The 14,803-nt window shown below is 70.2% G+C and carries 10 protein-coding genes; 2 read left to right on the top strand and 8 right to left on the bottom strand.

Features of this window, described 5'->3' with window-relative positions:
- Positions 1–308: 308 nt before the first annotated feature.
- Complete coding sequence (locus QM711_RS04885; RefSeq protein ID WP_415096796.1) at positions 309–3,473, bottom strand: glycoside hydrolase family 2 TIM barrel-domain containing protein; 3,165 nt, start codon at positions 3,471–3,473, stop codon at positions 309–311.
- A 159-nt stretch (positions 3,474–3,632) separates the two neighbouring features.
- Entirely contained in the window at positions 3,633–4,181 is a 549-nt protein-coding gene (locus tag QM711_RS04880; protein ID WP_415096794.1) for a hypothetical protein, read from the bottom strand.
- A 189-nt stretch (positions 4,182–4,370) separates the two neighbouring features.
- On the opposite strand from QM711_RS04880, the gene QM711_RS04875 reads away from it, so the two are divergent.
- A complete protein-coding gene (locus QM711_RS04875; RefSeq protein ID WP_415096792.1) occupies positions 4,371–5,216 on the top strand; it encodes a DUF3097 domain-containing protein in 846 nt (281 codons plus the stop codon).
- The gene (locus tag QM711_RS04870) at positions 5,216–6,013 is read left to right on the top strand and encodes an inositol monophosphatase family protein (protein WP_415096790.1); all 798 of its coding nucleotides are present in this window, start codon (positions 5,216–5,218) and stop codon (positions 6,011–6,013) included. The genes QM711_RS04875 and QM711_RS04870 overlap by 1 nt, the downstream gene beginning before the upstream one ends.
- A 208-nt stretch (positions 6,014–6,221) precedes the next feature.
- Here the strand turns inward: QM711_RS04870 and QM711_RS04865 are convergent, their stop codons facing one another.
- The 6 genes from QM711_RS04865 to QM711_RS04840 form a co-directional block, all read right to left on the bottom strand.
- On the bottom strand, positions 6,222–8,873 hold the full coding sequence (locus QM711_RS04865) for a DEAD/DEAH box helicase (protein ID WP_415096788.1): 2,652 nt from the start codon (positions 8,871–8,873) through the stop codon (positions 6,222–6,224).
- Between the two features lie 164 nt (positions 8,874–9,037).
- Positions 9,038–11,872, bottom strand: coding sequence for a helix-turn-helix transcriptional regulator (locus QM711_RS04860; protein WP_415096786.1), 2,835 nt, complete (start codon positions 11,870–11,872; stop codon positions 9,038–9,040).
- Between the two features lie 50 nt (positions 11,873–11,922).
- Entirely contained in the window at positions 11,923–12,066 is a 144-nt protein-coding gene (locus tag QM711_RS04855; RefSeq protein WP_415096784.1) for a hypothetical protein, read from the bottom strand.
- Positions 12,067–12,437: 371 nt separating this feature from the next.
- Complete coding sequence (locus tag QM711_RS04850) at positions 12,438–13,283, bottom strand: MBL fold metallo-hydrolase (RefSeq protein ID WP_415096782.1); 846 nt, start codon at positions 13,281–13,283, stop codon at positions 12,438–12,440.
- Positions 13,284–13,293: 10 nt separating this feature from the next.
- Entirely contained in the window at positions 13,294–14,277 is a 984-nt protein-coding gene (locus QM711_RS04845; RefSeq protein WP_415096780.1) for a phosphotransferase enzyme family protein, read from the bottom strand.
- Between the two features lie 48 nt (positions 14,278–14,325).
- The gene (locus QM711_RS04840) at positions 14,326–14,793 is read right to left on the bottom strand and encodes a DUF1304 domain-containing protein (protein ID WP_415096778.1); all 468 of its coding nucleotides are present in this window, start codon (positions 14,791–14,793) and stop codon (positions 14,326–14,328) included.
- Positions 14,794–14,803 lie beyond the last annotated feature (10 nt).

The following is a 14,803-nucleotide window of genomic DNA, read 5'->3' as shown; positions in this document are numbered from 1 at the left end:
GTAGCCCAGGCCTGCGGTGCAGCACCGGCCTGAGGCGCCGCGACGGGCTCCCCGCAGCTGCCACAGAATCGCCCGTCCACCTGGGTCCCGCAGCGACCGCAATACGCCATTCAAAGCCTCCCGAGAATTGGCAGGAGCGTAGCAGCCGGGATCGTCGGCAATGGCTCGCCGCAATCTGGTGAGCAGCCGGTCCGGTTGCGGCCGCAGACGCGTGATGCCAGCCGAAGGAACCGGCCGGCCTCCTTACGTGCCGTCGAGCCTTGGCCGCTGGACAGTGGGCGGCGTACTCGACAATCCGGGCCAACCCATCATCGGAGCTGGAATCGCAGACTGCGCGCGGCAGGTCGCAGGGCGTGCTCGGGCCAGACGTCCGGTCCGCAGGCCCGGGAGCCCAGACCGTGCTGGGCGGCGTCCAGGTAGAGATAGGTCGCGGACGGCTCGGGCAGCTCGTGCGGGTGCGCGGCGGCGTCCAACTCCTGACCGGTGTGCGGGGTGAGGGTGAACCCGGGGAGCCGTCCGACGGCGTCCGGAATCGTCTCGAGGGTCAGCCGATCGACGCCGCCGCTACGAAGGGTGAGGGAACGCAGGTCGCTTCGGTGACCGGCCTCCTGCGGTCGCGCGTAGCGCACGGTGAGCTCGTTCAGCGTCGCGGAGAACCGGCCCACCAGCGCGGCCCGGCGGCTGTCCGGATACGACTCGTGCGGTCCGGTGCCGAACCAGGACGCCTCGTCCACCGATGTCGGCAGGTCGAGACGGACGCCCAACCGGGGCCAGACCAGGTCCCAGCCGCCGCTCGGCAGGAGATCGACGGCGAGTTCCAGGACATCGTCGGAGAACGTCCAGCGGACGTCGGTGAGCACGCTGAGCCGCGAGTTGGCGGGCGCCCAACGGGTCACCGTGTGCAGGGCCGAGGATGACCCGGCACGCGAGATCACCCGGGCAGTCAGCCGATCCAGGCCGGCGGCGCGCCAGAGCACGTCCAGCGGCGGGGCCGGCTCGCCGGTCCACGGGGGCGCCCACGGGTCGCGGGTGAGCGCGGCCGGGCCGGGATCGTAGCTGCCGGAACTGGCGCGCCGATCGTTGTCGGTCGGACCGCGCCACAGTTCCAGCCGCGGTCCGGACGCCGCCAGGCCGGCCAGCGCGACAAGCTCGCCGGCATGGAACTCGGCCGGCCCCAGCCGATCGGGCAGCGGACCGTCGAGGGGTGCCCATGGTGACCGGGAGAACCGTCCCTGGTGACCGGGAGAACCGTCCCCGGTGTCCGCGAGAACCGTCCCCGGTGACCGAGAGAACCGTCCCCGGTGTCCGGGGGAACCGTCCCCGGTGTCCGGGAGAACCGTCCCCGGTGTCCGGGAGAACCGTCCCCGGTGTCCGGGAGAACCGCCCCCGCGTAGCGGTTGGTGCTGGGCGGTCAGCAGCACGTGCCCGGCCTGCGCCCACGGAGAGCCGGACGCCAGCAGCACCTCGACGGTCAGCCAGAGTTCACCGCTGCCGTCGGGGTCCAGCTGAGGCATGGGCACCTGGGCGGACGAGCCGGCCGGGATGACCGGTACGCCGAGTTCGCCCGAACCGACCGGCTCGCCGTCCAGTTCGGCGCGCCAACGGAACACAAGGTCGGCCGAATCGGCGCTGTGCCGCAGGTTGTCGATCTCGATGCGGTCGCCGAAGCCGATCCGGAAGGGTGCCACCACCTCCTTGAACTCGTGCAGCGCGGGGGAGGGGGTGCCGTCGGAGAACACCAGGCCGTCCATCACGAAGTTGCCGTCGTGGACAACCTCGCCGAAGTCCCCGCCGTAGCCGAAGAACTCCACGCCCTCAGCCGTCCGGGTGCGCAGGCCGTGGTCGCGCCACTCCCAGATGAAGCCGCCGTGCAGCCGCGGGTATTCATCGGCCAGCGCCTGGTACTGATCGAGGGCGCCCGGGCCGTTGCCCATCGCGTGGCCGTACTCGCAGAGCAGGAACGGCTTGCCGCGCTGCCGGGCGGACTCGGCCACCGAGCAGCCGAGCAGTGGTTCGAGCGAGTCGCGTCCGATCGAGCGGACTTCGGGCACCGGGGCGTACATCCGCGAGTACACGTCGGTGTAGGCGCCGGTGTAGTCGCCCTCGTAATGCACCGGACGTCCCGGGTCACGGTCGTGCACCCAGGCGGCCATCGCGGCCAGGTTCGCCCCCGTGCCGGACTCGTTGCCCAGCGACCACAGCACGATCGCGGGGTGGTTCTTGTCCCGCTCGACGGTGCGCTCGATCCGGTCCAGCAAGGCTTCACGCCAGGCAGGATCGTCGCTGGGGTTGGCCACCCACCCGCCCGGTTCGAAGCCGTGAGTCTCCAGATCGCACTCCAGGATCACCCAGAGACCGAGTTCGTCGCACAGCTCGAGCAGCCGCGGATGCGGCGGATAGTGGCTGGTCCGGATCGCGTTCACGTTGAACCGCTTCATCAGGGCCAGATCCTCACGGGCCCAGGCCTCGTCGAAGACCCGGCCCCGGTCGGGGTGGGTCTCGTGCCGGTTGACGCCACGGAAGATCACCCGGGTGCCGTTCACCAGGAAGCGGTCGCCCTCGATGGCGACGGTGCGGAAGCCCAGCCGCACCGACACCGTTTCGCCGGCGCTGCTGACCGTTGCGTCGTAGAGCTGGGGCAACTCAGCCGACCACGGCTGCACGCCGTCGATCTCGATCGGCACCACCTCGGACGGCGACGCCCAGATCGTCTCGACGTCCAGCTCCGGCGCCCGCAGTGTCACCGGGTAGGCGTCCGGCTCGGCCACGATCTCGGGGACCAGCGAACCGATGCCGTCGGCGTAGCCGGTGCGCAGCCAGACGTCGTCCAAACCACCCCACGGCCGCGCCAGCAGGGTGACATCACGGAAGATGCCGGGCAGCCACCACTGGTCCTGGTCCTCGAGGTAGCTGCCGGCCGACCACTGGTGCACCCGCACCACCAGCAGGTTCTCACCGGGCCGGACGGCGTGGCTGACGTCGAACTCCTGCACCAGTCGGCTACCGGACCCGATCCCGATCTCGACGCCGTTCAGCCACACCCGGTAGCGCGACTCCACGCCGTCGAAGCGCAACAGCACCGCCCGCGCGCCCTCGAATTCCGCCGGCAGGTCGAACCGTCGACGGTGGTCACCGGTCGGGTTCTCGTCCGGGACGTGGGGAGGGTCGATCGGGAACGGGAACTGCACGTTGGTGTAGATCGGACGCCCGTAGCGTCCGTCGCCGTGCAGTACCCAGTGCGAAGGGACGGCCAGTTCGTCCCAGCTCGAATCGTCGAACTCCTCGGCGGAGACGTCGTCCGGACCCTCGCCGGACGGCAGCACATCGAGGGCGCCGCCCGGGGCACCGGGCAACAGCCGGAACCGCCAGGTGCCGTTCAGGGACAGCTCGGGCGCGTCACTACGCAGCCGAGCACGGGCAGGGGCCCGAGTACCGGACCCGGGCCCCCGATCGACCAGATAGTGCGGGTTCACGGCTCCGTTCCTTCCCCAGGCTCACCGCGATGGCTAATGAACGCAGACGTGCTCGGCCGCCGCCGACGGTGGAGACCACTATTCCAGACGCTGACCGCGGATCGGCGCGCTGGCAAGCAAGCCGTCTCGGGCGCTCGACGAGCGACGCCAGGACCGGTTTCAGACCTCGGTCTGGCCGGGAACGTAGGCGACCGTGAGCCCGCTGTCTGCCCACGAGAGCCGGCTCGTCCAGTCAGGTGCCTGAGGAAGAGCCCAGTAGGAGATCGTGCTGTTGTAGGCCCAGCGCCCGGTTGCCGGGCCGGCGTGGCAGGTGACGACGCCCCTGCGCTCGAGGTTGCCGAGCGTCGCCGCCAGGAATGCCGACGCGGTGTAACGCTTCGCGGCGACAGCGGTGTGTCCATAGCGGTCCATGAGGAATGCCCATTCTTTCGCGTGGGTAGAGGCGTAGCCGTGCTCGAAGACTCCGTATTCGACCCACTGTCCGCTGAACTGCTTGAGGACGGCGGGGATTTCGACCGCCAGGCCGAGATCGGCGGCGATGCCGCTGAGGTCGGTGCCTGGCGGCTGGGGCGGTGAACCGAACCAGGTGAACGGACCCTGCTCGATGTGGTCGGGGCGCGGGCAGGTGAACTTGGTGCCCACGTCACTGCTTACCCAAATGCCGTCAACCTCGTCCTGGGCGTGCTGCGGGCAGATCTGGTAAACCATCGGACTATTGTGTCAGGGCTCAGGGGAGAGTCGGCCGGCACTCCGTCATCCCGGTCGCAGCTCCCAATCAGCTGACGGTCGCCTATCGGCGACCGCCGCATGGCGGGTCACACGACTCGCAACGCAGACTGGGACTCACTGGGACTCGGTTCCGTCGGAGAGCGGCTGAGGATGGCTAGGGTCGAGTCCGTGAGTCGATATCCACGCGACGTCCTGGCGCCCGGCTGGCAGCGGGCCGGCAAACCGACGACCACCGAGGTTCCCGCCCAGATCGGCATGGTGCTCGAGGATCCGACCTCGGGCTTCGTGGGCGCCCTGGTCAAGCTGGAGAACGGCCTGCTGGTGCTGGAGGACCGGCGCGGCAAGCGACGCAGCTTTCCGCTCGGGCCTGGGTTCTGGCTGGACGGTAAGCCGGTCGCCATCACTGCCCCCAAGCGGCAGCCGAACGGACGCCCCACGCACACGGCGTCCGGCTCGCGGGCGGGCGCTACCCATGGTCAGGCCAAGGTGGCGCTGCCCAGCCGGATCTACGTCGAGGGCCGGCACGACGCCGAACTGGTCGAGAAGGTCTGGGGCGACGATCTTCGGCACGTCGGAGTGGTGGTGGAGTACCTGGGCGGCATCGACGACCTGCCGGCGATCGTCGATGAGTTCGCGCCGCAGCAGGGACGGCGCCTCGGCGTGCTGGTCGACCATCTGGTGCCGGGCTCGAAGGAATCCCGGATCGTCGAGCAGGTGACCAGCCCCTGGGTGTTCGTCACCGGCCACCGGTTCATCGACATCTGGACGGCGGTGAAGCCGTCCGTGCTCGGTTTGAAGGCGTGGCCGGACGTGCCGCGCGGCCAGGACTACAAGGAGGGGCTGTGCCGGGCGCTGGGCTGGCCGGCCCGCACCCAAGCCGACATTGCCAACGCGTGGCGGCACATTCGCTCGAAGGTGACCTCGTGGCGCGATCTGGACCCCGCGCTGCTGACCGAGGTCGAGAAGCTGATCGACTTCGTCACCGCCGACCACGCCGACACCCTGGAGCCGTGATGACTGGAGCCGTGATGGAGACCGATGTCGTCGCCGCTGCCATCCGCGAGGTCGCGGATGCTGAGATCGTGCCCCGCTTCCGGGCGCTGGCCGACGACGAGATCATCGAGAAGCGGCCCGGGGACCTGGTCACCGTCGCCGACCGATTGGCCGAACGGGCGCTCACGGCGATCTTCCAGGCCAACGACCCCGACTGTCTGGTGGTCGGTGAGGAGGCTGTCTATGCCGATCCGGCGCCGCTGAAAGCGCTACCCACAGCGGAGTTGGCCTGGGTTATCGACCCGGTGGACGGCACCCGTAACTTCGCCGACGGCAGTCCGGATTTCGCGGTGATGGTGGCCGAAGTGCGGCGTGGGGTGACCACCCGCGGCTGGATCTGGCAGCCGATGCACGACCGGATGTACATCGCCGAACTCGGCGCCGGGGTGACCTGCAACGACCGTCTGCTGAGCCCTCGGCCGGTGGCCGAGCCGATGGTCGGCGCCCTGCACGGCCGGTACGGACGGCCGCGCGGCGAACTGCCCGACAACGTCCGGCTGATCCGGCTGGCGGCCTGCTGCGGGGTGGACTACCCGGATGTGATCGAGGGCCGGAAGGCCTTCGTGGGCTATTGGTCGATGAATCCCTGGGATCACCTGCCGGGCGGCCTGATGGTGGAAGAGATGGACGGCCGGATCGCCACCATCGACGGACGCCGCTACGCCGCCGGGGTGACCGGACGCTTTCTGGTCGGTGCCCAGTCGGCCGAGGTCTGGGAACTGGCCGCCGGGTTGGCGAAGGAGCAGTTCGCCCGCTGATGTTCGTTGGTCGAGCTTGTCGAGACCCGTTGGTCGAGCTTGTCGAGACCCGCTGGCGGTTCCGTCTGGCCAGGCCCGCTCGGTCAGCTTGTCGAGACCTGGGCGGCCGGAAAGACAGTGTGAATCCGGGCACCGAGTTCAGTGCCCAGATTCACACTATGTTTTGCGGCTGTCGTTCCGATTCGCCGGGACCGTATTGTCCGGCGGCTCAGCCGTCCAGCCGGTGCAGGGCGATGGCCGCCAACACCAGCTCGCCCACCTCGTCGGACGCGTCGCAGTCGACCACGGCGTCCAGCACCCAGTCGCGATTGTCGTCGGGGTCGCGGACGATCTGCCGGACCTCCCTGATGCGCGCCGAGGCGCCCTCGTCGGTGCCCACCGGCTGGCCGCGTCGCTCGTCCCCAATCACCACATACGACGGGCCGCGGGCGTCGCCGTCGAGCAGCATGTCGTCGTGTTCGGCGTAGTAGTCCTCGAGTGCCGCGTCCCAGGCCGGGCGTTTCATCACAATCTCGCGGATTGGTTCGGTCCGCTCGGAGGCCTCCCTTTCCAGCCGGATCAGTGCTGCCAGGTCGTCGCGGGCACAGGCCGACAGCCGGGCCCACAACGCGTTGCGGATGAGCACCTCGAAGCTGCGGCCCTGCTTCGACAGCGGACGCGGCGGCGCGGGCGCGGTGTGGTCGATGACGTCGCGCGGTGCGTGCTCGGGGTCGGTCAGGGCGGTCCACTCGTCCAGCAGTGACGAGTCGGTCTGCCGGATGGTTTCGCCCAGCCAGTCGATGATGTCGTCCAGCTGCGGGCTGCGATGGGTGTCAGGGACGGTGCGCTGCAGCGTGCGGTAGGCGTCGGTGAGGTAGCGCAGCACCACCCCTTCGCTGCGGGCGACCTGGTAGCGGCCGACCAGGTCGGTGAAGCTCATCGCCTGTTCCCACATCTGGCGGACGACGGACTTGGGGTCCAGGGCGTCCGGGCGCAGCCAGGGATGGGACTGCCGGTAGGTCTCGTAGGCGGCGTCCAGCAGTTCGGCCAGCGGTTTTGGCCAGGTGATCGACTCGACGATCGCCATCCGCTCCTCGTATTCGACGCCGTCGGCTTTGAGGCGTCCGATCTCGTCGCCGCGGGCGGCGTGCTGCTGGGCGAACAGCAGCGTCATCGGCGGCTCGAGCACCGATTCGACCACCGACAGGACATCGAGCGGGTAGCTCTCGAGTTCCGGGTCGAGCAGGTCGAGGGCGGCCAGAGCGAAGTGGGCCAGCGGCTGGTTGAGCGCGAAGTCGGCGGGCAGGTCGACGGTGAGCAGGTAGCGGCGGCCGTGGGCGTCCGGGTGATCGAGCCGGGTGACCACCCCGGAATGCACTAGCGAGCGGACCAGTCGCAGCGCCCTGCGGACCAGCCGCAGCTGGGAACGGCGATCCTCATGGTTGTCGGTGAGCAGCCGGCGCAGCACCACGAAGGCGTCCTCGTCGCGGCTGAGCACGTTGATCAGCATCGCGTTGTCGACCTTCATCCGGCTCATCAGGCGCTCGGGCTGGCCGGCGACCAGCCGGTCGAAGGTCTGCTCGCTCCACACCACCGTGCCGGCCGGTGGCTTCTTGAGTTGCGCCGTGGACTTGCGTTTGGCCAGCTTGGCTTCGCTCATCGCCGCGTTCTTGGCGGCCGCCTTGGCCTTGGCGCGCTCGTTCGCGATGACGTGCTCGGGTGCCTGGACGACCACGTAGCCGGAGGTGTCGAACCCGGCCCGGCCGGCGCGTCCGGCGATCTGCAGGAACTCGCGGGTGCGCAGCACGCGCTGTCGCGATCCGTCGAACTTCGCCAGTCCGGTGAACAGCACGGTGCGGATCGGCACGTTGATGCCGACGCCGAGGGTGTCGGTGCCGCAGATCACGCTGAGCCGTCCCTGCTGGGCGAGCTGTTCGACCAGCCGCCGGTATTTGGGCAGCATGCCCGCGTGGTGGACGCCGATGCCGGCCTTCAGCAGTTTGCTCAGGGTCTTGCCGAAGCCGGCGGCGAACCGGAAGTCGCGCAGCAGGTCGGCGTCGGCGTCGTTGACCGGACGGCGGGCGCGGGCGGCCTTCTTGGTGAAGCCGCCGGTCAGCAGCGAGGTGGCGTGCTCGACGGCGGCGGCCTGGGTGAAGTGGACGACGTAGACCGGGGTCTGGTGGGTGTCGACGAGTTCGTCGAGGGTTTCCTCCAGCGGCGTCAGTGCGTAGCGGAAGCTGAGCGGCACCGGGCGCTCCGCCTCGGCGACGATGGCGACCTCGCGTCCGGTGCGGCGGGTGAGGTCGTCGGCGATGCCGGACATGTCGCCGAGCGTCGCCGACATCAGCAGGAACTGGACGCCGGTCAGTTCGATCAGCGGCACCTGCCAGGCCCAGCCCCGGTCCGGCTCGCCGTAGTAGTGGAACTCGTCCATCACGACCAGGCCGACGTCGGCGTCCGAGCCCTCGCGGAGCGCGATGTTGGCCAGCACCTCGGCGGTGCAGGCGATGATCGGGGCGCCGGCGTTGACCGCGGCGTCCCCGGTCAGCATGCCGACGTTGTCCGCCCCGAAGATCGCCACCAACTCGAAGAACTTCTCGCTGACCAGCGCCTTCACCGGGGCGGTGTAGAACGACACCCGGTCGGTCGACAGCGCCGCGTGGATGGCCGCCGTCGCCACCAGCGACTTCCCGGATCCGGTCGGCGTGGTCAGCACGACATGTGCACCGGCGAGCAGCTCGATGATCGCGTCGTCCTGATGCGGGTAGAGGCTCAGCCCGAGCCGCTCGGTGTAGGCGGTGAACGACGCGTACAGAGCGTCGGCTGTGGCATCGTCGGCGGGGTCGACCCGGAGCGGACGGAGCAGTCGGGTCGTGTCCATAACCGTCCGAGTATCCCACCGGTACGCGGAGACGGTTCTTTTCGTTCCAGTTCGGCACGTCGGGGGACGGTTCTTTTCGTTCGAGTTTCGCATCGGAAGAACCGTCCCCGGACGTGCGAGGTTCGCACCAAAAGAACCGTCCCCGGACGTGCGAGAGCCGACGGTCAGAGCAGGCCGCGCTCCCGGGAGACTGCGACGGCTTCGCCGCGGCTGCCGACGCCGAGCTTGGCCAGGATGTTCGAGACGTGCACGCTGGCGGTCTTGGTCGAGATGAACAGCTGACGGCCGATCTGGCCGTTGCTCCGGCCGAGTGCGAGCAACGCGAGGATCTCCCGCTCGCGAGCGGTGAGGTCGCGGGCGGCGGGCGGCGCCGTAGCGATCCCGGGCGCCGCGGACAGCAGCCGCGCCAGTGGCTCTGACGGCAGTTCGGCGGACGCCTTCCGCACCCGATCGGCTTCCTGCCGGGCAAGCGCCGGGTCGCCGGCGGCGACCAGCACCGTGGCCAGCCGGATCCGGCAACGGGCGGCCTGATACGGATTGCCCCACTCATCGAACGCGGCGACCGCCGCGCGCCACGCCTCGACCAGCCGTCCGGGATCGGTCAGCCTGCCGGCCAGCCATTCCAGGTGCAGCAGCTCGGCTTCGAGCCGTCGCGTCCAGGCCTGGCTCTCGACGCCGAGCCGGCCGGCGGCGATCACCGACGCGGTGCGGTCGGTGAGCCGCTCCAGGGTGGCCGAGAGCCGGCGCCGGACGTCGGGATCGGCCGGATCGGTCTCAGCCAGCACGCCGGCCAGCACCGCGGCGATCCGCAGTTGGATCTGCTCCTCGGTGCTCCACTGCCGGTCCATCTGGGCGAGGACGCGCTCGACCAGCGGCGGGATGGCGTCCAGGTTGCCCTCGCGGCCGAGCAGTTCGATCTGCGAGATCATGGTCTGCAACGCCAGGAAGGTGTCGTCGGGCCAGTACGGCATCACCGACTCGAAGATGCCGGGATCAACGGACCAGTCCCGAGCGGTCAGCACGGCAAGTCGCTCGGCGAGGAAGATCGCGTAGCCGGGCTGCGGGTAGGGCGGCCCCGGCGGGGTCAACCGACGCAGCGACTCGTCCAGGTCGCCCAGCAGGTACTCGACCCGGCCGCCGTGCATCCGGCTCATCGCCTCGAACACGCCCCAGGGCCGCTTCAGCCGGTCGGCGATGGCGGTCGCGGCGTCCAGGTGGACCAGGGCCGCGGCGAGATCGCCACGTTCCATCTCGACCAGTCCGAGGCGGTAGTAGGCGCGGACGTGCGCAGGGTGGTCCATCGGGTGGTTACGGACGATGTCCAGCAGCCTGGCCTCCACCTGCGGCAGGTCGGCGTCCTCGGAGTCCCAGGCCACCAGAATCGTCCGCAGGTCGGTCGCCAGGTCGGTGGCATCCAGCTCGTCGGCCAACGCCAGCGCGGCTTCGCTGGCCGACAGCGCTTCGCGGTAGCGGTCCAGATCGGCCAGCGCCTGCACCTGGGCGACCAAGGCCTGCAGCCTGGTCCGATCACTGAGTCCGGCAGTCAGCGCGACGGCCTGTTCGGCCCGCTCGAGCATGTCCGGCGGTTCGTCGTAGACCCTGGCCAGGGTGACGTAGGTGGCCAGCAGTCGGGCCCGGGCGGGCGTCCGGTCGTCGCTGTGGTTCAGCCGGTCCGAGATCAAGTGGACGCCGCGGCCGACGTCGCCGCTGGCTGCGGATGCCAGCGCCGCCTGGGTGGTGGCGTCGTCGCGACGCGGGTCGTCCTCGGCCATGCAGACCAGAGCCTGCTCGAACAGTGCGGACGCCTCCCGCGGGCCGCCCAGGGCCAGTGCCGTCTCACCGGCCGCGATCCCCGCGGTCACCGCGGTGGCAGCATCGCCGCTGGCGGCGGCGTGCCTGGCCAGGTCGGACGCCGTGCCCAGCTCCGGGCGTGCGGTCAAAGCGGCGGCGAAGGCGGCATGTAGGCGACGGCGCTGCCCCGGCAGCAGGTCGTCGCGGATCGCCTCACCGACCAGGGCGTGCCGGAAGCCGTAGGAGTCGCCGGCAACCGGCTCCAGCGTCTGGTGGTCGACGGCGGCGGCCAGCGCCGCGTCCAGGTCGTCGGGCGTCAGGTCCACCACCGCCTGCAGCAGATCGTGGCGCAGCCGGCGTCCCATCACCGCGACCGCCTGGACGACCCGCTGAGCCGCCGGGTCGAGCTGTTCGAAGCGGGCCCGCAGCACCCGTCCCAGGTCGGCGCCGAGTTCGTTGTCGCCGGCGGCCAGCTCTTCGGCGAAGAACGCGTTGCCCGCGGCGCGTTGCACGATGTCGGCCACCTCGGCGTCGTCGCCGTCGGTCAGCGAGCGGACCAGCGTCCACATGTCGGTGGCGGGCAGCGGATCGAGGTGCACCCGGGTCACCTCGGGCAGCCGGGCCCAGACGCCGAGGGTCGAATGCAGCGGATGCCGGCGGTGCAGGTCGTCGGCGCGGTAGCTGACCACCAGGCCGACGGGTGCGGAGAAACCCCTGGTCATCAGCAGAGTGAGCAGATCGCGCGACGAATGATCAGCCCAGTGGGCGTCCTCGATCACCACCAGGACGCCATGCAGGTTGGCCACCCGAGTGAGGGCGGCGTGGACGGCCTCGGCCAGCAGGCCCGGGCCGGTCGAGGCCCGCACCTCAGCTCGGGACGGCGTGCCGGCCAGCAGATGGGCGAGCGCCGGGTGGGTGTTCGAGACGTCGTCGATCACCTCGGGCACTGCGGCGTGCAGCGTGCTGACCAGTTCGGCGAACGGCAGGTAGGGCAGGTCGGCGCCGGCTTCGGCCACACAGTGCCCGACCGCGACCAGCCGGCCGGCCGCACCGGCCCGGGCCACCACATCGCGGAGCAGACGGGTCTTCCCGATCCCGGCGTCCCCGGACAGCACGACCACGCCGCCGGTGCCCTCGGTCAGGCCGAGGGCGGTGACGACGCGGTCGAGTTCGAGGGTCCGGCCGACCATCTCCCGGGAGTCGCGCATGCCGTCGATTATCCTCAACGGCTCGCTCTCCCGGGAGCGGACGCGTCCCGTCACGCGGCTCGGGTCTGCTCGCGGCGGCGGCGGACATCGCGCATGATGTCCAGCGACGAACGCCAGCGGCGCGGCTCGGGGATGAGGCCGCCAGAGGCCAGTCGCTCCTGGAGTGCCTGGTTCACGGCCTGGATGTCAGTCATCTGCGGATCCATGGTTCTCACCTCGCTTCGTTTTCCTTGGTGACTCCAGGGTGGTTCGCTGAGGTAGGGCCGGACATCGGGAGATCACCCCATCCTGCGGCGGCGGCTACCTCATTGCTCGTCGGTGGTGGGGTTCGGGGCCTCTGAGGTAGGGGCCACCCAGGCTGGATGAGTCGGCCGGGGCGGTCGTGGTGGGTGTCGCTGGTCGAGCTTGTCGAGACCTCTTCCCGCCGGTCGAGCGGTCGTGGTGGGTGCCGCTGGTCGAGCTTGTCGAGACCCATTCCCGCCGGCAGAAATTCTGCATGTGGCGACGGGCGAGAGTTCAACCAACCCTGCTGGACGAGCTCTCCTGCACCCGGCGGAAACGCCGCTCAGTGCCCGGGCAGCAACCGGAGCTGGGTGCGGGGCACCTTGCCCTCGGCGGCGAGCTGCGCGTAGGCGATCGGCAGGACGGCGGCGATGGTCTCGTCGTCGAACTGCCAGTCACCGGCGGCCAGCGCGTCCTCGAGTTGCACGCCCCGGCCGATCAGGTAGTCCACCTGCCCGTAGACCGCGGAGATCTCGGCGCGCTGGGTGAAGGCGAAGACCCGGTCCACCGGCTCGCCGTGGCCGGGCACCAGCAGGGTGTCCTCCCTGACCAGGCCGAGAATGCCGTCCAGAGCCGCAGGCCACTCCTTGAGGAAGCAGTCCGGTCCCATCGCCGGGGGAGCGGACTGCTCCAACAGGTCGCCGGTGAAGATCACCCGGGCGTCGGGGACGATGACGACCACGTCGCCGGCGGTGTGACCGCGTCCGAAGTGGACGAGTTCGACGTGCCGGTCCCCGAGATCGACCAGCCGGGCCAGGGCCAGCGGCTTGTTCGGCGGGCGCAGCCGATCGGGCGCGAAACCGAGCCCGGCGGTCTCCTCGGCGACCTGCGGGGCCTCCAGGGCGGCGAGCAGGCTCTCGTGGCCGTAGGTGGTCAGGTCGTCGAACGCGGCCAGCCCGTAGTAGTGATCGAAGTGGGCATGGGTGACCACCGCACCGACCAGCGGAACACCGGCAACCGCCGCGGCGGCCGCCCGGATCTCCGCGCCCTGGTCCGGCGACGATCCGGCGTCCACCACGAGAGCGCCGGTCGAGCCCACCACCAAGCCGATGGTGACCGAGGCCGGCTGGGCCACCGCACGCCAGATACCGGGCCGCAGTTCGGTGAACGGGGTCAGCGAGAATTGCACGGTGGCGAGCCTACGCGTAGCCGGCGGCCACCAGATCGAGCATCGAGCGGGACCAGGCGTCGACCACCTGGAGTCGCTCGGCGAAGGCGGGGTTCACCTGGGCCGTGCCGGTGTACCACAGCGCGAAGGCGACCTGGCGAAGGGCGATGAAGTCGTCCAGGTGCGTCACATCGATCTCACGGACGCCGCGGTAGCCGTCCAGCAGCGCCGTGCGGAAGGCCTCGTAGCCGTCGCCGTCGCGCTGCTCCCACAGGGCGACCGCCACGTCGTAGAGCCGGTGCCCGGTGCCGCAGTCGTCGAAGTCGATCAGCTTCACCCGGTCGCCCTGGAACACCGCGTTGCCCAGATGCAGGTCGGCATGGATCAGTCCGTAGTCGCCCTCGGCGGCCATCAGCGTCGCCAGCCGTTCGGCCACCCGGCCGAAACGCTCCCGCAGATCGCCCGGCAGCAGCTGCCAGACTTCGGACGCCGGCAGCCCGCCGTAGACCATCACGTCGCCGAAGAAGGCCTCGTGGTTCCAGTCGATGCGCTGGAACCGTTGGGGCGGCGTCCAGCCGTCGGCCTGCCGATGCAGGGTGGCCATCGCGGCTCCGAGCCGGCGTAGGTGTACCGGACGGGCCGAGTCTTCGTGAATCCTGCCGTGCTGCCAGCGCAGCACCGACACCACCCGGGTGTCGTCGCCCGCCCTCGCCTGCACGGTCGCCGCGCCCGCTCTGGTGGGTAGCGGTTCGGGCACCTCGAGATCGGTGTCCGCCCGCAACGCGGTCAGCCAGGCGAGTTCGGACTCAATGGCGAGCACCGGGTCAGCGTCACGTCCGTGCCGCTGCGGCCGGTGCACCCGGACCAGGAACCGGCCGGCCGGCGAGTCGTGCCGGAAGGTGGTGTTCTCGCCATGATCGACGAAGGTCAACGCGCCCGCGGGCAACCCGTAGTGCGCCAGGGCAGCGAGGGCGACCCGCCGCATGCGGGCGATCTGGGTGGCGCGAGTCAGCACACGCCAACTGTCACCGCTCACCGGGGTTCTCGGCAATGGGTCGTGGGGTCAACTGCTCGCCGACAGGGCGAGGAAGACCAGCCCCAGCGACGGGAAGAGTCCCTGCACCAGCGCGGCCCGCGCGCGTCCGCGGTCGTTGGCGACCAGCACCAACGCCGCCAGCACCATCGAACCAAGGGCGACGATCAGCAGGGTGGCCGAAACCACCGGCCACCAGAACAGCACCACCCCGGCACCGGCGGCGATAGCCAGGAAGAGGTTGTAGAAGCCCTGGTTGAAGGCCAGTTGCCGGGTCGTCGCGGCCTGCTCCGGCGTCGTGCCGAAAACCCGGCGAGTCGCAGCGTGCTCCCAGCGCAGCGACTCCATCCAGAAGATGTAGACGTGCATGAGCGCCGCCAAGGAGGCGAAGGTCAGCGAGACCACGCGCATTGATGCCTCGATTCCGTTGGTCGAGTTGGGCGACCCGACGGTAGGGACGGCGGCCTGCCGGGCAGGTTCGTCTAGACTGGCACTCAATCATCGAGAG

The organism is Micropruina sp. (assembly GCF_047602385.1).
GTDB lineage: Bacteria > Actinomycetota > Actinomycetes > Propionibacteriales > Propionibacteriaceae > Micropruina.
Note: the sequence above shows the minus strand (reverse complement) of the source record. Positions and strands in the feature narration are given on the sequence as shown.

Bases quoted from the DNA above. Each gene is read 5' to 3' on its own strand.
- QM711_RS04865 (WP_415096788.1), bottom strand. From the start codon at position 8,873: ATGGACACGACCCGACTGCTCCGTCCGCTCCGGGTCGACCCCGCCGAC.
- QM711_RS04880 (WP_415096794.1), bottom strand. From the start codon at position 4,181: ATGGTTTACCAGATCTGCCCGCAGCACGCCCAGGACGAGGTTGACGGC.
- QM711_RS04870 (WP_415096790.1), top strand. From the start codon at position 5,216: ATGACTGGAGCCGTGATGGAGACCGATGTCGTCGCCGCTGCCATCCGC.
- QM711_RS04855 (WP_415096784.1), bottom strand. From the start codon at position 12,066: ATGACTGACATCCAGGCCGTGAACCAGGCACTCCAGGAGCGACTGGCC.
- QM711_RS04860 (WP_415096786.1), bottom strand. From the start codon at position 11,872: ATGCGCGACTCCCGGGAGATGGTCGGCCGGACCCTCGAACTCGACCGC.